Source organism: Spirosoma agri (assembly GCF_010747415.1).
Taxonomy (GTDB): domain Bacteria; phylum Bacteroidota; class Bacteroidia; order Cytophagales; family Spirosomataceae; genus Spirosoma; species Spirosoma agri.
On the sequence record NZ_JAAGNZ010000002.1, the window covers coordinates 1,102,447 to 1,126,795 of the forward strand.

The window sequence follows — 24,349 nt, forward strand, 5'->3', positions numbered from 1 at the left end:
TCGGAACGCTGGCTAAACCTTTTTGATTACTTTTACGGCCCTGTTCACCCTTGTGGACAGGGCTTTTTTGCGTTACGTATGAATCAAAAACTTTTCTATTCGCTCCTCTTTACTGCTGTGGGCATTCTGCTGTTCATTCCTTTTCTGGGGGGTGTCCGGCTATTTGACTGGGACGAAATCAACTTTGCCGAGTGTTCCCGCGAAATGGTTGTGCTGGGCGATTATGTGCGGGTTCACATTGATTTCAAACCGTTCTACGAAAAACCTCCGTTTTTTTTCTGGTGCCAGTCGTTGATGATGAACATCTTTGGCACCAATGAATTTGCGGCTCGCCTGCCGAATGCTATCTGCGGAATTATTTCGCTGGTTTATCTCTATAATCTGGGCGCGAAGCTGCATGGTCATCGGTTTGGTCTGATCTGGGCACTAACCTATTTGGGTTCAGTTACTCCGCATCTCTATTTTCGATCAGGCATCATCGATCCGTTTTTTAATCTGTTTATTTTCATTGGCTTGGTTAATCTGATCTTTGCTTCCTGGAAGCGGGAAGGTACCGCCAGCAGTACGCTGATTCCCCGCAGTGTGTGGGGATATCTGTTTGTCGGTGGGTTTATCCTGGGAATGGGTATCAACACGAAAGGACCGGTAGCGTATCTGATCGTCTGTCTGACGCTGGGCGTTTATTGGGTACTGAGCCGTTTTCGCTGGTTTATCACGCCCGTGCAGTTTTTGTTTTATTCGGTATCGGCCACGCTGATTTCGGTAGCCTGGTATGGTCTCGAAACCTTCCTGCAAGGCCCGATTTTCATCACCGAATTTATCAAATACAACTTCCGGCTCTTCAGTACACCCGACGCCGGCCATTCCGGATTTCTTGGCTATCACTTCGTCATATTGCTGGTCGGGTGTTTTCCGGCGTCCATCTTCGCACTTCGGGCGTTTGCTCCGCTGATGATCGAACGCAACTACCAGCGTGAGTTTCGGAAGTGGATGCTGATCTTGTTCTGGGTCGTTCTGATTCTGTTCAGTATCGTCCAGTCCAAAATTGTCCACTATTCGTCGATGTGTTACTTTCCGCTGACGTACATGGCTACCCTTACCCTGACGCAGCTGGAAGCGAACAAGATCCGGTTCAACAACTGGTTCCGGGCGGGACTGATCGGTATTGGCGGTGTTTATGTGCTGGCAACGATTGGCTTACCTATCCTTGCGCACCGGATGGATCTGGTGAAATCGTTTGCCGATCAGGATGCGTTCACGCAGGCTAACCTCGACGCAAAAATCAACTGGACGGGCTGGGAGGTCATTCCGGGTGTCTGGCTGTTCATTGTTCTGACGCTGAGCCTGATCTGGTTCAGTCAACGACAGACCGAACGGGCCATTGTTGCGTTGTTCGGTGGTATGGCCGTCTTTATAACGCTGACCTTGTGGTTCTTCATTGGCCGCATTGAAGGCATTTCGCAGGATGCGGCCATGCGTTTTTTTGAGAAGGCGCAGGGGCAGGATGTATACGTAAAATCATATGGTTACCGGAGTTACGGGCCTTTCTTTTATACCCAGAAACCGGCCGTGACCAATCCCAAGTATTACGACGAAAATTGGCTTCTACGCGGTAAGATCGATAAGGATGTCTGGTTTATCAAGAAGAACGTCGAAACCCATACCGTACTTGATTCGTTGCCCGATATTCAGAAGACAGGCGAGGAGAATGGATTTGTCTTTTACCTCCGCCGTCATCAGCCCTGATCAGTAACGCAAAAAACCAGCTCTTGGCTGGTTTTTGCGTTAACAACTTTATTTGTACTAGTTAGCTTTCTTAACTGAATCGCGAACAGCTTCGCGGTAATCTTTACGGGCAGAATCCAACTCACCCTGCTCTTCACGCACGGCTGCTGTGTCGCCTTCGTTTTGTGCTTCGATCACGTCTTCTTTCTGATCCTGCACCTCTTCGGCTTTGTTTTCTTTTTTCGAGTCGCAGCTGGTGAGCGACGTAGCTCCGATAAAAGCGAAGCATAAGCCAAGTAGCAAATGTTTTTTATTCATGGTCTGTAACGTTATTTTTCTTTTACTGAACTGCAAAGCTACTATTTTGTTTCTACTTTCTTGAATTGTGTGGTCGCTAATTGGAAAAACGAACCTACAAACAGATCTCGCCCAAGCGTTTTTCGTCCATAACGAAGACATTGAAATCGACCTGTCCGCGAATGCCCTGTACCCAGCCGCTTTGATTGTGCTGCCACAAATACAGGTGATCGGCATCGTAGGAGCGGAGGTGCTTTGTGGAGTAGTCGGCAATCCAGAGCGGATACTCATCCAGATTTCCTTTTATATACCGCTTATAAAGATTTCCGTTGGTATAAATGATCGGTCGGGCCTGATAATGTTCTTCTACGGTTTCCAGCCATAGGCGAAGGCCATTGATAATGGTTTCGTCGGACTGGCCGTTCGTAACCTCAAAATCGACAACGGGCGCAAAATCACCGGTTGTCAGATCAACGTGCCGGATGAAATTCTGGGCCTGTTTAACGGGGTCGCGGGTTGGATGGTAGAAATGATACGCTCCCCGGCGGAGCGTTGAGTTCTTTGCTTCCTGCCAGTTTTTACCGAAGTGTTTATCGGTCATCGTTGCCCCTTCGGTCGCTTTTACAAAAACAAATTGCAGTCGTACGCCATCGGCTTCCATCTGCCGCACCCGTTTCCAGTTGATGCGGTCGTTGTGCCGCGATACGTCGATCCCATGAATGCCGTAGCGCATCGGTAGACGAATCCCGAAAGCCCGCACAAAACGCCAGTCCATATCATCCTGCCGATAGGACCGAAAAATTAAATACCCAATGAGCAACACCATGAACGCGGCAATCCAGAGACCATAGCGTCGAAGAATGATATTGATTAAAACGCGTGCTTTCATGCAGGACTACTTACGTTCAGGGGCGAAAATACAGGTTTACCCGCGAATGTGACGAACAAAAAAAAGCTCTCTACAGGGTGCAGAGAGCCAAGTACTAGATGATCAGGCTGGAATCAATCGTGACCTTCGAGTTTAACCAGCTTATTATAAAGACCCAGGATCAGGAAAGGAGCGGCCCATTGGCCAACAAACAAGCTACGATCTCTGTCGCCCTGGTATTGTAAATACAACGAGGCACCCATCGACCCTAGAGCCGCCCACAGAAAAATGTCGGATGGTAATTTGGCAGTTTGCTCTTCAATTGCTGTTGCAACTGGGCCTTCGTCGTGCTGTGGGTTGGTATTGCTTTGCTTAGCCATAACGTTGAATAGTTTAGTGCATTTGATACGTAACGAAGGCTTAACGAGTCGGTCAATGTATTTGTTTACGATAGGCTGAAGTCAGTCTGAATGATTAGGATATGGGAACAGCGGGTCGATAAATAGGTACTGAACGCGATCATTTAATGCGCTGGCTTTCTGAAAATTTGCTGAAAAGCCGCTGGTTATCAGTCAGCTTTTGTCCGGGCTACACCCAGTCTACCTGACTACTAACCAGCGGCTTCTACCGCGAGATGGCGCAAAGGGTCAAGCCTATTTATTAGGCTGTGGTGTTGTGCGCAGATAAGGTTTAACAAACGTTACGCCTTTCGGGAATTTTTCCTCCAACTGATCGTTCGATACCGCTGGGGTCACAATGACGTCGTCGCCTTGCTGCCAGTCGGCGGGTGTTGCGACCTGGTAATCGGCCGTTAATTGCAGCGAATCGATAACGCGAATCAACTCGTTGAAGTTACGACCCGTGGAAGCTGGATAAGTCAGGGTCAACTTGATTTTTTTATCGGGTCCAATCACGAATACTGACCGCACCGTTGTTTTCTCGCTGGCGTTAGGGTGGATCATGTCATATAGCGTGGCCACGTTCCGGTCGGCGTCTGCAATGATCGGGAAGTTGACTTCTGATCCGGTTACGTCTTTAATATCGGGTGTCCAACGATTGTGCGATTCGAGGTCATCGATCGACACGGCAATAACTTTTACGTTACGCTTACCAAATTCGTCTTTCAATAGGGCAGTCCGGCCCAATTCAGTGGTGCAGACCGGTGTAAAGTCAGCAGGGTGGGAGAACAACATTCCCCACGAATTTCCGAGCCACTCGTGGAAATGAATATGACCTTGCGTTGTGTCGGCCTCAAAATCGGGCGCGATGTCTCCTAAGCGAAGTGACATAATAGAAAAAGGTTTTGTTGATTAAATCTATAAACTTAATATAGTAATGGTGAAATGGAAAAACCGGCGTATTAAACCGGTTTTACAGGGCAAACGTAGAAAAGATTTTCTAGGTTCACAATTCAGGTATTGGGAAAAAGGTAAATTGGCAATTGAGACGCTTACCAGTGGCAAGTTGTCTGATTGCCGATCACATATCAAATGAGCTTTTCTTCGACTGCAATCCGAACCAGTTCAGCGGCATTGCGCACCTGTAACCGGCGCATCATGTTCGCGCGGTGGTTGTCGACCGTGCGGACGCTGAGTTGAAGGCGTTCGGCAATTTCGCGGCTGCTCATGCCATCGACCAGAAACTGCAATATCTCTTTTTCTTTGTTGGACAAACGCGATGGTTGTACTTCCCGACTTTGTTTGCTGCCTTTTTTGAGCTGCTGCATGTAGCCGCTCAGAATGATCGATGCCACGGGTGAACTGTAATATTTTTCACCAAGCGCGATCATGCGTATCGCCTTGATCATTTCATCGGACGACGAATCTTTAAGGATGTAGCCATAGGCGCCGGCTTCTACCGACCGAAGAATGTAATCTTCATTGTTGTGCATGGACAGCATCAAAACTCGCACATTCTTATACAACCGGCTGACAACCTGCGTCGTCTGAATGCCCGACATACCGGGAAGCGATATGTCCATCAGGACCAGATCGGGCTGATGCGATTTAAGTTTTTCGAGCGCTTCCTCGCCGTCGTTGGCTTCATCGATAATTTCTAATCCTTCGGCCTGTTCCAGGAGTAGCCGAATTCCGTCGCGGACAATCGAGTGATCGTCCACCAGCATTAATTTAATTGGCGTCATAGTGAGCAGATTGCAACTTATACGGAATACTTACTTGAACTTTGGTGCCTTTTCCGGGCACTGAACTGATTTTCAATCGACCATTAAGGAGTTTCGCTCGTTCCTCCATGTTGTGTAAACCCTGCGAAGGAGCACGTCCATTTTTGGTTGGGCTGGGAAGCTTTGAGCGTTGGCTTACCGGTCTGAAACCTCGCCCATCGTCGGTGACAAGCAGGTGAACATAGTTTTGCCGTTCGATCAATTCGATATGAATGTGCGAGGGGTGTGCATGGCGCACGGCATTACTAAGCGCTTCCTGCGTGATCCGATAGAGCATGATTTCTACGTTTTTATCTAAACGAGGATCATCCGCAGTAAGGTTCGATTCGAATGTTACATCGACAGTCTCACTGCGGTCATTTTCTGCCAGCATTTTGATAGCGGGGACGATGCCGAAATCACTCAACACGCTAGGCATCAAATTGTTAGAAATTGTTCTCGTTTCCTGGATTGTTTGCGTAACTAATTTTTTGAGGTTCGTAATACTTTTCGAATGTGCCATTAGATCAGTTTTGCCGGGTTCCGCCGATGCGCGTCTGAGTCCGGCTTCCAGTCCCTCAATTTGTAGTTTGATCGCGGTTAACATTTGCCCCAGCCCGTCGTGCAGTTCGCGGGACAGGCGTTTGCGCTCATCCTCCTGACCGGCCATCAGGTAAGACGTACGGATTTTCTGTTCGTCGATCTCCTGCTGATACTGCAATCGAGTAGCTTCGAATAATTTTTGACGTGTTTCGTTCAGCGACTTATTGACGTATAATAATTCCTTATTGGCAATACTGGCCTGACGTTCCGCTTCGATAAGTTGGGCAATCGTCTGTTTTAATCGGTGAGTGGCAGGCCGAAAAATCAGGAAACCGATGCCGAGCATGACGGCAATGGAGATTATGTATAAATACAATTCGATCGATTCCAGCCGGATCAACTGGTTACGCAATTCACTGGTATGTTGGCGTACGATACCATCGATCTCTTCCAGAAAAGGCTTTTCATTGGCAAGAAGCAATTTCAGGCTGGCCTGAACGACGGGCTGCGACACATCTTCCGGGCGCTGTAACTTGATCAGATTGCCGATACTTTGCTGAATAGCGTTAAATTCCGGACTGATGTTGGTGTAGAGCCGCTGGATGGTGTCGGAATTGGGAATCAGGACATTATGGTCCGTAACTTGTCCCTGACGGCTCTCCAGATGATAACGTTCGAAGGCGCTGAACACATGGCGCAGTTCGGCCAGGTTCTGATTGAAGTCACTGCCCTCCTTGCTGTCGGTCACCTGAAGTGCCTGCTTAACAATTTGCTGGCTTTGATGCCGCTGAAGAGCCGTGTACCGGATGATCCACAATTCATCCTGCACTGTGCTAAGCCGCCATTGTGTGAGAAGTTGTCCACCCGTAAGCAGTACTGCCAGGATGAGAAATAAGGTAACATACAGGCGCGTGAAGCGAAAGGGAATTGCCTGATCGTTTTTTGTGTTATCGCTGAGAAAGTCGGTCACGGTCAGTTTGATCGAAGCCAAAATATTGAGTAAATGTAGTAAATTTCGTAGTTTTACTTCACACTTGTCCCATACTGTGCCCAACGCCATGAACCGGTTACTCGTCGCTCTGCTATTCGCCAGTTTTGTTGCCTTCTCTTTCCGGCCACTGGAGCCTGTACGCCCAGGCCGTGAAACCACACCAACAACCGCTTCTGCTGAGCCGGTAAAATTGTCGTGGGAGGTTTTACGTGATGTCACGTTCAAGAAGAAGTGGTACGCCGAAGAGTCTGTTTATATGCTTTATCCGACGTTTGGACAGGGTATTCAGAAACTCAACGGCAAAACCGTTGACCTAACGGGTTATGTATTGCCGGTTGATCTGGAGTCGAATCTGTACGTTTTGTCGGCTTTTCCCTACAGCGCCTGTTTCTTTTGCGGTGGCGCAGGACCGGAGTCTGTCGTGTCGCTGAAATTCAAAAAAACAGGAAAGAAATTTAAAACCGATGAGCGCCGTACCTTCCGGGGAACGCTTAAACTGAACGCCGATAATATTTACGAACTCAACTACATTCTGGCCGACGCCGAGATGATCGAGGAGTAAAGCAATACGGCGCTACTATACCTAGCTCTTTCAAAAGTCCCCAATCCTAACTGACAGGGTTGGGGACTTTTTTTGTTTCGTCAATTTGACGGCTGAACCGTTCCTGTAGACCGTACGCAAAGCAAAACTGACCATTCGTTGAGCGAAACGCACCAATTGTGTAGTGATCGTTGAGCGAACGATTAAATGATGTATGTTTGATCCGGTCAATATAGTTGCTAATCGACTTTGTCATCAACTATACCGGACTCTATCCACTAAACTGTTCGTCATGAAATCATTCTTCACCTACCTAATTTTGTGTATTCTGTTTGTGGCTGGCGTTAAGCTCGTCGGTGTTCAGCAGAATTATATCCGTTCGATACAGAAACCGCCGGAAGGAGAGCCTACGGCCAGTACCCGTTTTTTTCTGAGTCGTTTCGCTACAAGCAAATCAGCCCCTGAAGTTTCTTCGGACAAGGCTCAGGTAAGACTGAAAAAGCGGCTTTTTGTCGCTCAGCTCAAAAGCTGGCGCCGAATCTAAAAGGAGTGGTCAATGGTCAGGCACTAGCCACAAAAGCAACAATCCCGCAATCGTCTGACTGCGGGATTGTTGCTTCTATAACAGCTTTTGCCAAAGAGAATACGCCACTGTTAGGCGGACGTACTTACTTTTTCGCTACCGTTTTTTTTACGGTGGCAGTCGTTTTCTTCGCTGCTGGCTTTTTGGCCGTCGTGTCGGTTGCTTTTACCTTCGTTGACGTTGCTTTTGTGGAAGTTGTCTTCGCTGACGTTGGTTTTGCGGAAGCCGCTTTCTTCGCCGGAGCCTTAGTCTTGGAAGCCGCCGGATCGTCGCCCGCCAGTTGTAGGCAATCTTCCAGGGTTAGTGTCGCCGGATCAATATCCTTGGGTATCTTAACGTTTCGTTTGCCAACAGCCAGATACGGACCGTATTGACCGTTAATGACTTTGATCGCTGGATTTTCGGGAAACTCCTTAATGTATTTTTTTGCTTCGACCTCGCGTTTGGCCAGAATCAGCTCGATGGCACGCTCAAGCGTCAGACCAGCCAGCGATTCGTTGCGGGGCAGCGAAACATACTTATCTTCGAATTTAACGTATGGTCCGAAACGACCTTTACCGGTTGAGACAAGCTTGCCTTCAAACTCACCCAGCGCTTCGCTGACCGATTCGGCCCGTTTCGCCTGGATTAGGGCCGTTGCGCGGTCGGCATCAATCGAATAGGGGTCATCCTCCTTGGTCAGCGAAACGTATTTGTCGTCGTGCTTCACATAGGGGCCAAACTTGCCAATTCCGATGGTCATGGGCTTGTCTTCAAAGAAACCCACTTCACGCGGCAATGCGAAGAGGTCAAGAGCCTCCTGAATTGTAATGGTTTCGATCAGCTGCCCATCGCGCAGGTTTGCATACTGCGGCTTCTCCTCATCGGTCGATTCGCCAATCTGAGCATAAGCACCGTATCGGCCAAGCCGCGCCGAGATCTTTTTGCCCGTTCGTGGATCAAGGCCCAAATCGCGCGCGCCAGTCTTGAACGACACGACCGACGAGCCCTGAATTTCTTCAATATTTTTGTGGAAATCGCCGTAGAAACCTTCCAGCATCGTTTTCCAGTTCATGCGGCCATCGGCAATCTCATCGAAATCCTTCTCAACCGTCGCCGTGAATTTGTAATCCACAATATCGGGGAAGTATTCGACCAGAAAGTCACTGACGACAATACCCGTGTTGGTCGGAAACAGCTTGGCTTTTTCGGAGCCGAACGTTTCTTTACCGCTCGTTTCGCTGATCTGATCGCGTTGAAGTGTGTATTCCAGGTATTTACGCTCCTGCCCCGGCTTGTCCTGCTTGATAACATAACCCCGATTAACAATCGTCGAGATGGTTGGCGCATAGGTCGATGGACGACCGATTCCCATTTCTTCGAGTTTTTTCACCAGCGATGCTTCGGCGTAACGCGGTTGCGGACGCGAGAACTTCTCCGTCGCCTTCATCTGGCCGAGGTTCAGCACCTGACCCACCGAGAGGGGAGGCAACATGCCTTTGGCGTCTTCGTCTTCCTCATCATCTTTCGATTCGAGATAAACGCGCAGAAAACCGTCAAACTTGATCACTTCACCCTGCGCAACGAGTTCGCTGGGGAAGCCCTTCGCCGGGGTGGCTGGTGTATCCGCAAACGGGCTGTCGTCAACGTTCGTCTGAACCGTTACGGTGGCTCCATTCGCAAACCGGATGCTGATCGTTACGGTGGTCCGTTCGAGCTGGGCATCGGCCATTTGCGACGCGATCGCCCGTTTCCAGATCAGCTCGTATAACCGTTTCTGGTCGCGGTCGGCTCCGGCATTGCGATCGTTGAAATTCGTCGGGCGGATGGCTTCGTGAGCCTCCTGAGCCGATTCATTTTTCGTCTTGAACTGACGTGTCTGAATATATTTTTGCCCGAACTCGCTGCCAATCTCAGCAACCGCCTTGTCAATCGCTTCCTGCGAGAGATTGGTCGAGTCAGTACGCATGTACGAGATCTTACCGGCTTCGTACAGGTTCTGCGCGATCCGCATGGTGCGGTCGACGGAGTAACCGAGCTTACGTGACGATTCCTGTTGAAGCGTTGAGGTCGTAAAGGGTGGAGCCGGTGATTTCTTGGCCGGTTTTACCTCCAGGTTCTTGATCGTGAACGAAGCACCGATACACGCTTCCAGAAAATTCCGCGCTTCGGCCGCTGTCGCAAAGTTTTTTGGTAGTTCGGCGTTCAGCACTTTGGAGCCGTCAACGATGAACTGGGCCGATACCTTGAACGAAGACTTCGACTGGTGCTTGTCGATCTCTCGTTCGCGTTCAACAACCAGCCGCAACGCAACCGATTGAACGCGACCCGCCGACAGTCCAGCACTACCGCCTTTGATTTTACGCCACAACACCGGCGACAGTTCATACCCGACCAGCCGGTCGAGAACACGCCGGGCCTGTTGGGCATTCACCAAATCCACATCAATCGTGCGCGGGGTCTTAATGGCATTCTGGATGGCATTCTTTGTGATTTCGCGGAAAACAATACGCTTGGTATTGTCGCGAAGGCCGAGTGCTTCCTTAAGGTGCCAGGAAATGGCTTCTCCTTCGCGGTCATCGTCAGTAGCGAGCCAAACTTCGTCCGCCGATTTTGCGAGCGATTTCAGTTCACTAACCAGTTTCTTCTTATCGGGCGAAATTTCGTAAGACGGTTGGAAGCCGTTCGCCACGTCTACGGCCAGCCCGTCTTTGGGCAAATCGCGAACGTGACCGAAACTTGACTTCACCGTAAAGTCCTTACCCAGATAGCCTTCTATGGTTTTCGCCTTCGCCGGCGACTCCACAATGACTAAGTTTTTCGACATAGTTGGTGTTCAGGTTGGTACTGTCTCCTCTGGTTCTTCCTCATCGTCCGCGTCAAATATAGACGCAAAAGTGCTCACTTGTGCAAATCGACAAGTTATGGGCACTGAAATAAAGAAGGGAGCGTATCTATTCTAAATTAACACGATGTAAGGGCTCAACGTTCGAGCGTAGCCCGTAATGGCATCAAAAAGAAGGTAATAGATGCTTTTATTTTACATGTGCGCGGTCCTGATCTCACATGAACGTGGCAGAAATTTAACAAAGGTGTACAGTACCGGCTTACATCGTATCCTAAATCGCCCGAACAGCCGTGATTTATGGCGTTTACCGGTTACCCGATAGCCCTGGAATCGGGTTATGACCGTCCGCAGCCGGAAATTTGGTTTCCCATAGAACCGGACTTAGGGAATGTCCTGCTTTTGTACTTCGAAAATCAGTCGCTGATATCCGGCCTTACCGCTGGCTGTAAGGCCATTTACCTCAACGAGATACGAACCGGCCACATCGGATGTGAAGAAATCGATCTGACCCTTTCCCTGATCATTGGTCCGTAGCGACGGGTTCCAGTACAGGAGCGTGCGGGCATCGGGCAGGCGGCTTGTCCGTTGTTTGTCTGTCGTGTAGCGGGGCGCGTAAAATTCGCGTTGAAGCTGTAATCCGTCGTAGTCGAGTTTCAGCAGGCGCGTATCGAGGGGAAAGCTCGCCAGATCGCCTTTGTAGGTCATGTAGCTGACAATGCCCGAAAAAACCATAGAACCCAGAAAAAAACGGCTCGTGATTACGTCCAGCTTCTGCACTTTGAGTGGACTGAACGCCATCACTTTATCCATATCGAACACCGGAACGCCATCGATCAGAACTAGCGGATTCTCGTCAAAAAGTTCGCGATACGGCGCATTGGGTACGACAAGTCGAAAGTGACCCTGCCGCTGCCGGGGTTGCACGCCCAGTACATACTCTCGGAGCACATCTTCCATCGTCGGGAAGCGGGTGTAGGCATCTAACCGATACGATTCATCGGGAATGCCATAAAAAGCCGCACTATCGACGGTCGGATACGTATAGCGAAGTGACTGCTCATTCCAGAATGTATTCTGGACCTGCATCGCTACCGACCGATTTTGAATAGGCTCGGTCTGGTTCTCATCAAGGACTAATGCCGGCAGACGGGTGGCGGGGGGCTGCTCCGCGAATGGGCTGTCGATCGTCAATCGGTAGAGGCTGTCCTGCGGATTAGTCTGAACGATCACATCCTGCGTACCGTAAAAATCCTGCATTTCGAACCGAAGCCGCCCTGTCGAATCACTCCGGGCCGCAAACAGACGAACCGGTTTGCCCGGCGCGGATAGATACGCCAGCACATTCGGGACGGGGGCATTCGTGGTAGGGTTCGTAACGCGCCCCTGAATAAGCAGGCCGTTGTAATCGGGGATGAACTGGAAACCCTTTTTCGCGTTTTTATTGGTCTGATCGGCCAGCACCGTTTCCCAGTTAAACCGACGCCAGCCGTGGGTCAGCATCAGGTTGTCGGTTGCCTGTCGAACGTCGGCATTCTCCGGCTGAAAATAATAGGCTGGCGACTCGACAACCCCTTGTAGATCGGACGACAGCCACAGATAACTCAGAATATCGTTCGGATTGACGGCCGATAGTGAATCAACGCGGTAAACGGCAACCGACAAGTCAGCCTGGTCGGTTTTTGGCGCAGTTGCCTGAACGGAAGCGGTCAGCGTTACTTTGGTTCGGTAGGGGTACCGTTTCTGATCGGTGGCCAGCGTCATGGCGAGCGGTTCCGCTGGCCGTTTGAAATACAACCGTTCGCAAACGGGCTTACGGTCGGCGTCGAAAAGGGTCAGGTGAGAAATGCCCTCACCGAGTTTGCTTTTATCGATAAGAAACGTCGTTTCGCCCTGAAGCTGGCGCATTTCGGCCACCTTGATGAGCTGCCGGGTATGCGCAAACAGGTAAACGCCCGACGCCGACGCATTGGTGGTGTTGACGGTTAGTTTTATCTGATTGCCTTCCGCTTCATCGAGGTGCATGGTGTAGCCCTGTTCATAAATCGTCGGTAAGGATTTCGTAATGGTCAGGCCTTTGGTATCGGTCACGACGACCCGATACACGTTCGTACCTGATGGCGTAAATGAGAAGCTGCCAATACCGAATGCAAGGGTGTTAAACCGGGCCACCGTGTCGTTCTGCGCCGTTAGCAGCCAGCCCTTGGCCGTTATGCCCTTGCCAGCCGCATCGACTACGCTGAACGCCACCTTACTTGGTAGGTTGCGAACAAGATTGCCCCCTTCCGGAAATACCTGAACGACCGGGCTGGCGGCTTCTTTCGCTGCCGGTACGTCCAGCGGTCTGAAGGGATTGATGATCGTAAGGGGTTGTTCGAAAAAGTAGTCTGTGCTGAAATTGCGCATCCAGCTTGTATACGCCCGAAGCAGATAATGGCCCGAATTAATCGATGCGGGCAGAAATAAACTGCCGTTGCCAGCACCCGCTGACAGAGACACTTTAGTTTGTAGAATTGGTTTCTGATCGTGGTCCAGCAGTTCGACATGGGCGACTTTACTGACATCGAGCGGGCGATGAAACGTGGCATCTACGTAGGCGAGTTTAAACCACACCGTTTCGCCGGTGAAGTGCAATGCCTGATCCACGTGCACGAATAATTTTTCCTGAAGCGTCTGCCGCCGATAGGTGTCAAAGGACTGAGCGATCGGGTTAACGGCTGTTGGCGACTGGGCAAACGTAGCCAATTCACTCAGCAGCAGCGCAATAAAGAACAGGTATCGTTTTTGAAATGAATGCATCGGATAAGAAGCGGAAAAAGCCGGTTATTCCCAGAAGTCTGGTTTTTTGGTTACGCCACCCTTCAATCGACAGTCGAGGCAGTATAGGGAAGTCGTCAGGTATAATCGATCCACTTCGTCGATGATACCTGGCTCTTTCATGAGAATATCGCTGGCTGACATAGTATCGACATCACAACTACCGTGGCCCGTTCCTGGAATCCAGGGTGGTAACTGTGTCTTCGCGATGTAAATACGACGGGCTTCGACCGATCCAACCCGGAAGAAGCCCATAACCAGCTCCCCGGTGTTGGTCGTTGAGTGAATGTTGCCCGTAATTTGCGACGGTTGCGGATCGAAAATTGACCCGACACTCTGCGTTATTTTGGCCAGCTGGTCGTAATAATCATAAGCCGCCTGGGTCAGTGCATATTGTTTGACCTGTATGCTGTATCGCGTACTGAGCTTGACCGATGCGCCGTCAATAAAGAGCAGTGGCCGCTGGCTGATAACATCGTTGCTCAACCGGGCCGACGAACCCAGTTGAATCGTTTTGTCGGTCGAACTTCCCCAGCACTGATAAACACTTTCCGTTCGGCGTAAAATTTGTTTATTTACAAGCTCGTAATGAGAGTTGTACGCCGACGTGTAGACCCAGGTTTCATCGAATTCCCAGCGATAATAGCGTGTTTTGTTCGTTGCGTCGTGCGCATTGACGTTGATCTGAACGCCATCGTTCTCCACGCGCCAGCTTACGCTATCGATGGGTGGGGTAACATTAACCGGTACAAAATCAGACAGGTATTCTTTTCCCTGCGCCGTACGGATGCGGAGCCGATACGTCTCACCCGCGCGCGGCACCACACCCGACAGTGTATAAACGCCACCGCTTCCCTCCTGAAAGGTGTAGGTTGCCTTCGTTGAACTTTCGACCGTGACCACCGCCTTTGTTTCGACGGTTGGCGCCTTCTTATCCGTCAGGTTTTGCGTGCGCGACAGTTGAATGGTAGATGTGGTGCCCGGTGCGCTGTTGACGAAGCCACTCACCACCAGGTAGGTGTTGGGTGAGGTAACTTCGGGCGGGCGGTAGGGATCAACGCAGCCGGCAGCTAGCAGCACCACTACCCAGATCACAGACTGTAGTAAAATTGATTTTTTCATGTCTATAATGTGCTGAATGCACGTGTGTTGACCGCGTTCTTAGAATCTGAAATTGTAGGTAATCGACGGTATCGGCTGCCCGAAAATGGATAATTTATACCCATTGATGACGCCGTTCTCCGACTTAAAGTAGACCGAATAGACATTCCGCCGACCCGTCAGGTTATAGACTGCAATGGTCCAGGAACTGTGCGCCAGCTTTTTGACTTTGTGATTGCCTTCGATGTTCATTGCAAAGTCAGCGCGGTAGTAGTCTGGAACCCGGTACTGGTTGCGTTCGGAGTAAAGCAGCCGCTGCGCCCCGTCGAGCGTAAATTTTGAGATGGGTAGCGTGATGGGGCGACCTGTGCTGTACGTAAAATTCAGCGACAGGCTAAACCGCCGGTTGATCTTGTAATTACCGATCATGGTAACATCGTGTGGCTTGTCGTAATTGCTTGGGTAATAGGCTCCCTGATTGATCGTCTCCGCACTATTGAGGCTATTGGTCCGTAGAAGCGTCCGGGCGTAGGTATAGCTAAGCCAGCCGTTTAGTTTACCCGTCGATTTTTTGACCAGAAATTCGATACCGTACGCTTTTCCCTGCGCATTGACAACATCCGTTTCGATATGGTGATTCAGGAACAGAACGGCCCCGCTCCGGTAGTCGAGCATGTTCTGCATGGTCTTGTAATAAACCTCAACGGACGTTTCGATGGTGTTGGTGCGGTTATTCCGGTAAAAGCCCAGCGCGTACTGATCGCCAATCTGTGGCTTAATGTTCGGATCGCTCAGTTTCCAGATGTCGGTGGGGGAGATGACCGTTGTGTTGGAGAGCATCTGAATGTACTGCCGCATCCGGTTGAAACTCGCCTTGATGGAGGTCGTTGGCGAGAGGGCATAGCGAAGGGCCAGCCGATACTCGGGGCCGTGATAGGTCTGAATTGCCTGATTGTTGGTATACGCGATGGTGTCCGTAATCGTGTTTGTCGTTTTGGCCACACCCGGCGCGTATTGGAAAACCGATCTTGGTCCCAGATACGTGTAGGCTGAGTAACGCAGGCCACCACTGATCGACAACTGATCGGTGATGTCGAATTTGTCGCCAATGTACACCGCGCTTTCGACGCCCTGCTCGCCCGAAACCACATCCGGAAGAATCAACGATTCGCTGCCCCGCGGCTGGAAATTGCCGGGTGCAATTTTGTAATACGTTGAACTGATCCCGAAATCGACCGCGTGCTTGTTGGTCGGATAATAATTGAAATCCGCCTTTACTTGCGACTGGCTGATCGCGAAATCCAGCTTATAGGCATTGACCGGGTTTTTATCGCTGTAGACGTTGTATTTATAGCCGCTGTAACTACCCGTAAAAACGCTGTACAGCTTGTTATTGATGATATGTTTCCACTTCAGCGTGGCGGTCTGATTCTGGTATTGGTAAGTTGTGTCGCTGTTGAGCCGGAAGTCGTCTTTGCTCAGGTAACCCGTCAGGTACAACGTATTTTTCTCGTTGACATCGTGCGTAACGTGCAGGTTCAGATCGTAAAAATTGGCCGAGCTGTTCTTGAACGAGGAGTTTGGCAGTTGCTTCAGCAGCCAGTTGGAATATGTCGAGCGACCACCGATGATGAACGACGTTTTGTCTTTGATCAGCGGTCCTTCCAGCGTTAGCCGACCCGTCAGCAGACCAATACCGCCCGAACCCACGAGTTTCTTTTTGTTGCCGTCGCGCGTCTGCACCTCTAGTACCGACGACAGCCTGCCGCCAAACCGGGACGGAATGCCACTTTTATAGAGTTCGGCGCTCTTGATAATGTCCGGATTGAAGGCCGAGAAGAAGCCAAACAGGTGCGAGGTGTTATAGATTGGCGCGTCGTTGTACAGAATCAGGTTCTGGTCGGTAGCGCCCCCCCGCACGTTAAGCCCCGTTGAGCTTTCGCCCACCGATTTTACACCCGGTAACGTCAGAATGACCCGCAGCAGATCGGCTTCACCCAGCGCCGTTGGAACCTGCCGGATGGTCTTGATGTCGACCCGTTGCTGACCCATCTGCATTCCCGACACGTTCACGTCTTTTTCGGCCTCGATCACGACTTCTCTCAGCGCAATCACATCGTCTTCCATCTCAATATCCAGCTTGCCATCCGCGTAGAGAATGATCCGGCGACGGGTATCTTTCTGACCAATACTGCGGAGTTTCAGGTCGTAGCGGCCCCTGGGGAGCGTGATGGAGTAATAGCCGAACTGGTCCGTTACGGTGCCCATCCGCGGATTTTCGACGTAAACAGCCGCTCCGACAATTGGCTCGCCCGACAACGTACTGCGCACCGAACCGGCAATGGTTGAGCGACCGGGCCGTATGGGATTGGTCCGTTTGCCGATGTCGTACACCTTCGTTTCGGTTTCAACGCGTTTGGTCTTCCCCTGCGTCAGGTAGTCGTTCGCCGTTGAATCGAGGGTTGTCTGGCCGTTACCACCCCGGAAAAAGCCAATGGGTAACTCGGTTCGTATCGGTCGATCCAGCGTTATGTAGACCCGTTGGTTCTGGTCAATGGCGAAGAAATACCTGGTCCCCTCAAAAAACTGCCGCAGCACTGCCTGAAGGGGCTGATTTTTGACCTGTAAATTGACCACCAGACTGTCGACTTCGCTGGCGTTGTAAAAAAAGCGGTAGGGACTGACGCGTTCGATTTCTTTCGCAAACTGCTCGAAACGGAGGTTTGCGAAGTCTCCGCTGATTGGTTTCGCTGGCTGTTGTTGCCCCGATGCGTGGGTGAACATGCCGGTCAGGGTAACGAAAAGAAGAATGGTGCGGTAGAGTTGGGCCATCGTTAAGGCGTTAGTTTTTCGTACTGCTTCACAAGTGCCGTTATGGCCTCCTCACGCTGCTCGCTGAACTTGAGCCGGGCCGAGCGAAGGTATTTCCGGAGCGAAGCGGACTGGTCGGGAAATAGTCTGAATACCGACCGCTTGGTTCGTACTTCGTGGTAAAGTCCGTCCTTCAGAATGTAGTAGCGGTCTTTGACCAGGTAATCGGCCTTGTAGACACCGCCCGAAATATCTTCGTGAACCGCTTTGATGCGCTTCGCCAGAAACTGGACGCGGCCCTTGTGCAGGATGTTATAAAAGCCCGTGCGAACCCCGGCGGCACTATCGCCGACAATGCGGGCGAACTGATGATTTCCCAACGAAAAAGTACGAACCTGTTCGGTGTGTGGCCGAATCCGGAACACATTTTTGGGAGCCTGAATAGCCAGCTCGTCACGGACAACGTCATACAACATCATCACATCGTGATACACCAGCCCGTTGTAGGTGATCGACCCTGATTGCAGGCTATCGGTCGCAAAATAGGGGTGAATTTTTATGCGACGGTCGTGCGGAATGAACTCGTGCCCGGTGTATAAATGGGTCTTCTCGGTAAGCGCAGTCTCGTAGCTAGTGACGGCCTGGTTCCGGGCCGCAGCCAGAAACGAACTGTCCGCGCTTACCGGTTGTCCGACAGCCTTGCCGATGAGAAACAGAGAGAGGCAGCTAAGTGTAAGAATTCGGTGGTGCATATCGTCTGCATGAAGCCATAAAAATAGTATAAGTTCTGCTTTAGAATAGGGATGACACAATATTGTCCGATTCTAAATGCTGCCGCACCGTTGGAAGGCGACACAAAAACTTAACTAATTCCTGTCTTGACAGAGACAAAGACGGCTAGTTTATACCCAGTTCACCGACTAGTTTCTCATCTGCTTGGTCCAATAGCTGCTAACTAATTTGTTCGTATTGATCCAGCCAGACCCTATTCCTGATTGATACCGTTCTGCATCGCTTCCTGAATGAGGGGTAGCCCGTCTTCCACAACGGTAATGTATTGTTGCAGGAGCGGCTCGATCTCCGTGATGTCTTTATCCGATCGAACCAGTTTTTCGATTATCAAATTAAGATCCGTGGCTTTTTGGAGCCCCATCATCATGCCCGGTGCTTTCTGCGTGTGCAGAATACGGCCAATCGCAGCTACGTCACCGTCCGTCAGCAATTGCCGTAACTGACTGAGTTCGGCGGGTGTCTTATCCAGGTAAATTTCCAGTAATTCCAGCGCCAGTTCCATATCGTGACCCACCGAGTTGAGCAGGGGGTCCATCGAGAAGGCGGTTGTGGCTACGGGCACGGGCTGGACGGGTTGAGGTTCCGGTATCGGTACGACGGGAGCCTGTTCGATGGCATTATACCCATAGTGCTGGATCATCCGGTGCAAATCCTCCATCTGAAACGGCTTGGGCAAAAAGTCGTTCATCCCCGCCTGCAAACACTGCTCACGCTCACTGGCCAGCGCGTGGGCCGTCATGGCAATGATTGGAATGGTACTGTTGAGCGTCGACCGGATGTGTCGGGTCGTCTGGTAACCATCCATCACCGGCATCTGAATATCCATCAGGATCAGATCGAATGCGTTCTCCTTAAGCATAGCCAATGCCTGCTGACCGTTCTCGGCCAGTTCGGCCTTGTAGCCTAACCGTTTGATGACCTGCAAAACCAGCTTCTGATTCATGACATTGTCTTCCACGGCTAGAATCGTCAGTGTTTTTTTGCCCGATTCCGACTCGTTTAAACGCTTGCCAAGGGCATGCTGGTCCAGTTCCAGCGCGATGGGGTAGGTGAGTTCCACCGTAAATTCCGAGCCTACGCCGGGTTCGCTGCTTACGGTAATTGAGCCGCCCTGCATCTGGGTCAGCGACTTGACGATGTTGAGTCCCAGGCCCGTACCCCCGTAGTAGCGGGTTGTGAAATCGCTCGCCTGCCGGAACCGTTCAAAGACGTGTGGTAATGCATTCGCGTCAATGCCAATGCCAGTATCGTTTACCTTGAACTGCACACGAACCAACTTTTCATGGTTGTCCTGCCGCGAGATCCGGGCCGTTACAGCGCCTTCTTTGGTGAATTTGATCGCATTACTGAGCAGGTTCAGTAAAATCTGGGTGAGCCGGGTTGGGTCGCCCAGCACCATTGGGGGCAGCGTTGGGTCGATGTCAACGACCAATGTTAGATTTTTGTCGGCCACCGACGACTGGAGCATCGTTTGCAGGGAAACCACCAGTGAGCGGATACTAAACGGGATTGACTCCATCTGAATCATGCCCGCTTCGATCTTGGATATATCTAAAATATCATTGACGATCGTCAGCAGATTTTTTCCGGCCGTTTGAACAAGCTTCACGAACTCGGCCTGTTCCTCGTTGAGGGGCGTCACTTCCAGCAGATTCGAGAAACCGATCACCGCGTTCAGGGGGGTGCGAATCTCGTGACTCATATTGGCCAGGAAATTCTCTTTCAGCCGGGATGCCTGTTCGGCCAGTTCTTTCGCTTCCTGCAAGCGACCTTCCGACAGGACCCGGTCACTGATGTCCATATTGGACGAAATGACGTATTGCAGGGTTCCATCGGCATCGTAGATCGGACGGGAGGAACTCAGGATCTGAATGCGCTTATCGCCGATTCGTAGTTCCATGTCGTCTACCTGCGACGTTTCGCCACGCAGCGCCCGGTAGGCGGGCCGCCGTTCCATTGGATAGGGCTTACCGTCAGGAAACTGATAAACGGTGAGTCGGTTCAGGATGTCAGAATAGGACGTGAGTTGGGTAATGCCGCCAAACAGATCGGATGCGGCCTGATTGGCGTAAAACAGATTCCCATCTTTATTGATAACCAGTATGGAGACGGGCACCGCTTCCATGAATCGTTTAAGCTGATCTTCATTGTGTTTGAGTTGCTGATTCAGCCGGGTCGTATCTTTCACCGTCTTCATGAGCCGGTAAAATGCCCACATGATGATCACCAGAGCCGCAATAGCACCCACCAGACTACTTTGATTGGCGTAGGAGGCAGACTCCTCGCTGGCGTTGGCCCGGACGTTTAAGAGCTCATTTTCAACCGCTTCTATCGTCCGAAGTTCATGAAATAAATTATCACTCAATCCCATAAAGGTCTCTACCGAATCGAGCCGGGTAAGCCCTTTGTCGTCCGTACTTTTTGTGAACAATAAGTTGCCGTAGTTCAGCTTTTGCCCGAGAAGTTGGCGAATGGTCTGCACCCGTTTATACTGGGGTGAATTGTCAGCGGTTAGCTTGGCTACCTGTTGCAGGTACTGCGTCATGATCCGGGCATTCCGGTCATAGTCCGCTTTAAAAACCGAGTTGTTCTGACTAAGCAGGAAGCCCCGCAGATCGTTGTCCAGATTCGTTAAATGCGCCTGTACCTGCTGCGTTCGCTGTAAGACCAAATGCGTATGAATGAGCCACGTATTCTGGTTGACCATTCGTTGCGTTGTGCGTTGCGCATTTATACCGATAAGTATTGGGATCAATAAGCCAACAGCTAGCATCCAGCCAATACGTGTAGTCGCATTCATAAAATAGAACCAGGCAAAATAGAGATGGGTATGAGTTCCTGCTAAAGATAATGGGCTTCAACATACGGTCATAGCTAGTCGAAGTAATGGGTTTAACGCTGAGGGAGGAAAGGTAGAGGAAGTCGTAAATATAAAAATAAATAAATAATAAGTTTTTTGTAAACGATAAAACATAAACAAAGCTGTCTGGTTAAATTCGGCTCACTTGTTCACACGGCAAACGCTGTTGCTGGTAGTTGGTAAACAGGTAGCCAACCTCGTTCAGGGAACACGCATTCAGTAAAACTACCGAATACAACCGCTTTTTCGTTACTTTGCCGGATGCAACAATACCACGACCTACTGCGCCATATTCTCGCAACGGGCACGCGTAAAACCGATCGGACCGGCACCGGAACCATCAGCGTATTCGGTTACCAGATGCGGTTTAACTTACAGGAAGGGTTCCCTCTGCTGACGACCAAAAAGGTTCATACCAAGTCGATCATTCATGAACTGCTCTGGTTCATCAAAGGCGATACCAATATTAAGTACCTCAAAGACAACGGCGTTTCGATCTGGGATGACTGGGCCGACGAGAACGGCGATCTGGGGCCGGTATATGGTCGTCAGTGGCGAAGCTGGGCCACTACGGATGGTCGCTCGATCGATCAGTTGAGCGACGTATTGAAACAACTCAAAAATTCGCCGGATTCGCGCCGGATGATCGTTTCCGCCTGGAACCCAGCCGATGTGCCGGGTATGGCGCTGCCGCCCTGCCACGCGCTGTTTCAGTTCTACGTGGCCGATGGAAAACTGTCCTGCCAGTTGTATCAGCGGAGTGCCGATGTGTTCTTGGGCGTTCCGTTCAACATTGCCTCGTATGCGCTCTTGACGATGATGATCGCTCAGGAATGCGGGCTTGAGGCACACGAGTTCATCTGGACGGGGGGCGATACGCATCTGTATCTGAACCACCTCGAACAGGTTGACACACAGCTTTCCCGCGAACCGCGCCCGTTGCCAACGATGCGTCTGAACCCGGCCGTGAAATCGATCTTCGACTTTACGTACGACGATTTTTCGCTGGAAAATTATAACCCATACCCGGCCATAAAAGCGCCGGTTGCGGTGTAAAAAACGGAACTGGGTAACTAGAGTAACCAGTCGAAGCCAGTCACTTTAGTTACCCAATTATCTAGTCTCCTCAATAGCCAATTACTGTTGGCTTGCCAGCTTCTGATATTCCTGCTCGATCATAGTTTCCGCACTGCCGCCGTTGCTGTAAACGCGGAAGTAATGCGCAGCCAGGCCAAAGCCCCAGCCAAGTGAGGAGAAGACAGGCCACGGGAAAAAGAGCCCGTCTCGACCCGGCGTATGAATTAGAAGCGCCATTGCGGCCCACAGGAGCCACAGACCCGCATTGACAACCAGATAAGACCGTAGATGCAGCTTAAAGCCGACGCGGGCTTTCGCTTGTTTCCACAGAAGAGGATTACGGTCGGCGGAACTTACAGAAGGAGTTTCCATAGCAAACTGATATGTGTTCATTGTGAGTCGTGTTCGGTGCGCTGATTTATGGAATAAAGGTAGGCTGATCCGTGGCTGCCTTGCGCGTCAAATCTGACCAATTGCCTAACTTGCGGAGTGAATACCTGTATTGCTATGACCAATTCCGAAATCGTTGATTTACTCGAACAGACAGCCCGCCTGATGGAACTCCATGATCGGGATGCGTTCCGTACCCGAACCTTCCAGACGGCTGCCTTCAACCTGGATAAAACCACCGCTGACCTGGCCCAACTGTCGGTCGATGAGCTGATCCAACTGCCCGGTGTTGGTAAATCCATGGCCGGTAAAATTCGTGAAATCATAGAAACGGGGCACCTGACCGATCTGGATGAGCTACTGACTCAGACGCCAACGGGCGTTCTGGATATGTTCCGGATCAAGGGATTGGGTGTTAAAAAGGTACGGACGCTTTGGCAGGAACTGGGTATCGACAACCTTCGCGACCTGCAACTGGCTGGCGAAACGGGGCAGATTGCCAAAATCAAGGGATTCGGGGCCAATACGCAGGAGAAGATTCTGGCTGCACTGGAGTTCTTGCAGGAGCAACAGGGAAAGGTGCGCATGGACAAAGCAGCTATGATTGCCAACCTGTTGCACGATGAACTGATAAAACAGTTCGACCGGGTCGAGATCAGCGGTCAGGTCCGGAGGAAGGCGCAGGAGGTCGATGCGGTCCAACTGCTGATACAAACCAGCGACCCGATTTCGGCGATGAAAACGCTGGCGAGTCTCCCCAATCTGGAGCAGAACGAATTAGCGTCATCGCCGTTTGTGTGGCGGGGAAAACTGCAAGGTTTTGATGTGCAGGTTGAATTGCTGTTCTATCCGGCCGCTCAGCTGAATCGCCAGTTATTTATCCAGACGGCAACCGATGCGCATCTTCAACAGGTTGGTAACGGGGGCTTTCCGCTGCTTCATGTAGCGCAGCTGGGCCTTGGAAACGCGGCAGAGGCCGACCTGGAAACCGCCGAAGTAGAAGTGGGTATTTATGCGAAAGCCGGGTTGCCCTACATCGTTCCTGAAATGCGCGAAGATGCGTTTGCGTTTCGCTGGGCCAGCCGCCATCAGAACGATGAACTGGTTACGTGGGAAGACCTCCGGGGCACCTTGCATAACCACAGCACCTGGTCGGATGGTAAGCAATCCGTAGCGAACATGGCTGCCTATTGCCGCGAACTCGGACTCACGTACTTCGGCATTGCCGACCACTCCAAAACGGCCAGCTATGCCAATGGTCTCGACAGTGATCGGGTTCGGCAGCAGCAACAGGAGATCGATCAGCTAAACGCCGGTTTCGGGAGTGACTTCCGGATATTTAAAGGCATTGAGTCGGACATTCTGGGCGACGGTTCGCTGGATTACGACGACGCTACGCTGGCTTCTTTCGACTATGTGGTGGCTTCCGTACACCAGACCCTGACCATGTCGCTCGAAAAAGCTACTACGCGTTTACTCCGGGCCATCGAAAATCCCTACACGACTATTCTGGGTCATCCAACCGGCCGGCTCTTACTCGCCCGCGAAGGCTACCCCATTGACCACCGGGCTATCATCGACGCCTGCGCGGAGCACCAGGTTGTGATCGAAATTAACGCCAGCCCCTACCGACTCGATATCGACTGGCACTGGATCGATTATGCCATGCAGCAGGGCGTGATGTTGAGCATCAACCCTGATGCGCACGATCTGGCCGGCTTGCTCGATATGCACTACGGCGTCGCCATCGGTCGTAAAGGCGGGTTGACCAAGGAGATGACCTTTAACGCCCTGACGTTGACCGAAATGAGTGATTACCTGCAAAAACGCCGGGAACGCACCCGTAGGTAAGAAAGTATAGCGGCCATAGAAATTAATAATAGGTTAACGATTCGTGAAAACAGGGTAAATCCGTGAATTTATCCCTTTATGTCACTGATACATTCTATTATTGGCAATTTCTGGCCG

Annotated in this window: 18 protein-coding genes; 5 read left to right on the top strand and 13 right to left on the bottom strand. The window is 51.0% G+C overall.

All coding sequences use genetic code 11. The annotated features are described in order from the left end of the window. Positions 1–78: 78 nt before the first annotated feature. A complete protein-coding gene (locus GK091_RS21210; RefSeq protein ID WP_164041879.1) occupies positions 79–1,746 on the top strand; it encodes an ArnT family glycosyltransferase in 1,668 nt (555 codons plus the stop codon). 57 nt (positions 1,747–1,803) lie between these two features. Here GK091_RS21210 and GK091_RS21215 read toward each other — a convergent pair whose 3' ends face one another. From GK091_RS21215 to GK091_RS21240, 6 genes are all read right to left on the bottom strand, one after another. Beyond that, a complete protein-coding gene (locus GK091_RS21215; RefSeq protein ID WP_164041880.1) occupies positions 1,804–2,043 on the bottom strand; it encodes a hypothetical protein in 240 nt (79 codons plus the stop codon). 94 nt (positions 2,044–2,137) lie between these two features. Beyond that, a complete protein-coding gene (locus tag GK091_RS21220) occupies positions 2,138–2,911 on the bottom strand; it encodes a glycoside hydrolase family 25 protein (RefSeq protein ID WP_212592990.1) in 774 nt (257 codons plus the stop codon). A gap of 113 nt (positions 2,912–3,024) precedes the next feature. After that, on the bottom strand, positions 3,025–3,270 hold the full coding sequence (locus GK091_RS21225; protein WP_164041881.1) for a hypothetical protein: 246 nt from the start codon (positions 3,268–3,270) through the stop codon (positions 3,025–3,027). A 273-nt stretch (positions 3,271–3,543) separates the two neighbouring features. Beyond that, positions 3,544–4,179 (bottom strand): peroxiredoxin, encoded by a 636-nt coding sequence (locus tag GK091_RS21230; protein WP_164041882.1) that lies wholly within the window; start codon positions 4,177–4,179, stop codon positions 3,544–3,546. Between the two features lie 197 nt (positions 4,180–4,376). Beyond that, positions 4,377–5,015 (bottom strand): response regulator transcription factor, encoded by a 639-nt coding sequence (locus GK091_RS21235; protein WP_164042957.1) that lies wholly within the window; start codon positions 5,013–5,015, stop codon positions 4,377–4,379. A 4-nt stretch (positions 5,016–5,019) separates the two neighbouring features. Then, on the bottom strand, positions 5,020–6,585 hold the full coding sequence (locus tag GK091_RS21240; protein ID WP_246202342.1) for a sensor histidine kinase: 1,566 nt from the start codon (positions 6,583–6,585) through the stop codon (positions 5,020–5,022). Positions 6,586–6,652: 67 nt separating this feature from the next. On the opposite strand from GK091_RS21240, the gene GK091_RS21245 reads away from it, so the two are divergent. Together GK091_RS21245 and GK091_RS21250 are read left to right on the top strand one after the other, a co-directional pair. Next, positions 6,653–7,147 carry a DUF3299 domain-containing protein gene (locus GK091_RS21245; RefSeq protein WP_164041883.1) on the top strand — a complete coding sequence of 165 codons (495 nt, stop codon included), beginning with the start codon at positions 6,653–6,655 and terminating at the stop codon, positions 7,145–7,147. Positions 7,148–7,418: 271 nt separating this feature from the next. Then, entirely contained in the window at positions 7,419–7,670 is a 252-nt protein-coding gene (locus tag GK091_RS21250; protein WP_164041884.1) for a hypothetical protein, read from the top strand. A gap of 124 nt (positions 7,671–7,794) precedes the next feature. Here the strand turns inward: GK091_RS21250 and topA are convergent, their stop codons facing one another. The 6 genes from topA to GK091_RS21280 form a co-directional block, all read right to left on the bottom strand. Beyond that, positions 7,795–10,515 carry a type I DNA topoisomerase gene (gene topA, locus GK091_RS21255; protein WP_164041885.1) on the bottom strand — a complete coding sequence of 907 codons (2,721 nt, stop codon included), beginning with the start codon at positions 10,513–10,515 and terminating at the stop codon, positions 7,795–7,797. 402 nt (positions 10,516–10,917) lie between these two features. Beyond that, positions 10,918–13,332, bottom strand: coding sequence for a hypothetical protein (locus GK091_RS21260; RefSeq protein WP_164041886.1), 2,415 nt, complete (start codon positions 13,330–13,332; stop codon positions 10,918–10,920). A gap of 24 nt (positions 13,333–13,356) precedes the next feature. Further along, on the bottom strand, positions 13,357–14,472 hold the full coding sequence (locus tag GK091_RS21265) for a DUF4249 domain-containing protein (RefSeq protein ID WP_164041887.1): 1,116 nt from the start codon (positions 14,470–14,472) through the stop codon (positions 13,357–13,359). Positions 14,473–14,511: 39 nt separating this feature from the next. Then, positions 14,512–17,283 (bottom strand): TonB-dependent receptor, encoded by a 2,772-nt coding sequence (locus GK091_RS21270; protein ID WP_164041888.1) that lies wholly within the window; start codon positions 17,281–17,283, stop codon positions 14,512–14,514. A 2-nt stretch (positions 17,284–17,285) separates the two neighbouring features. Then, the gene (locus GK091_RS21275; protein WP_164041889.1) at positions 17,286–18,014 is read right to left on the bottom strand and encodes a hypothetical protein; all 729 of its coding nucleotides are present in this window, start codon (positions 18,012–18,014) and stop codon (positions 17,286–17,288) included. Positions 18,015–18,247: 233 nt separating this feature from the next. Beyond that, positions 18,248–20,854: a response regulator gene (locus tag GK091_RS21280; RefSeq protein ID WP_246202343.1), complete on the bottom strand. Its 2,607-nt coding sequence runs from the start codon at positions 20,852–20,854 to the stop codon at positions 18,248–18,250. Between the two features lie 321 nt (positions 20,855–21,175). Here GK091_RS21280 and GK091_RS21285 point away from each other — a divergent pair, with 321 nt between their 5' ends. Further along, positions 21,176–21,970, top strand: coding sequence for a thymidylate synthase (locus GK091_RS21285; RefSeq protein WP_164041890.1), 795 nt, complete (start codon positions 21,176–21,178; stop codon positions 21,968–21,970). Positions 21,971–22,051: 81 nt separating this feature from the next. Here GK091_RS21285 and GK091_RS21290 read toward each other — a convergent pair whose 3' ends face one another. After that, positions 22,052–22,384, bottom strand: a complete 333-nt coding sequence (locus tag GK091_RS21290; RefSeq protein WP_246202344.1) for a 2TM domain-containing protein — start codon at positions 22,382–22,384, stop codon at positions 22,052–22,054. 114 nt (positions 22,385–22,498) lie between these two features. Here GK091_RS21290 and GK091_RS21295 point away from each other — a divergent pair, with 114 nt between their 5' ends. Then, positions 22,499–24,232 carry a helix-hairpin-helix domain-containing protein gene (locus GK091_RS21295; RefSeq protein ID WP_164041891.1) on the top strand — a complete coding sequence of 578 codons (1,734 nt, stop codon included), beginning with the start codon at positions 22,499–22,501 and terminating at the stop codon, positions 24,230–24,232. Positions 24,233–24,349: the final 117 nt, after the last annotated feature.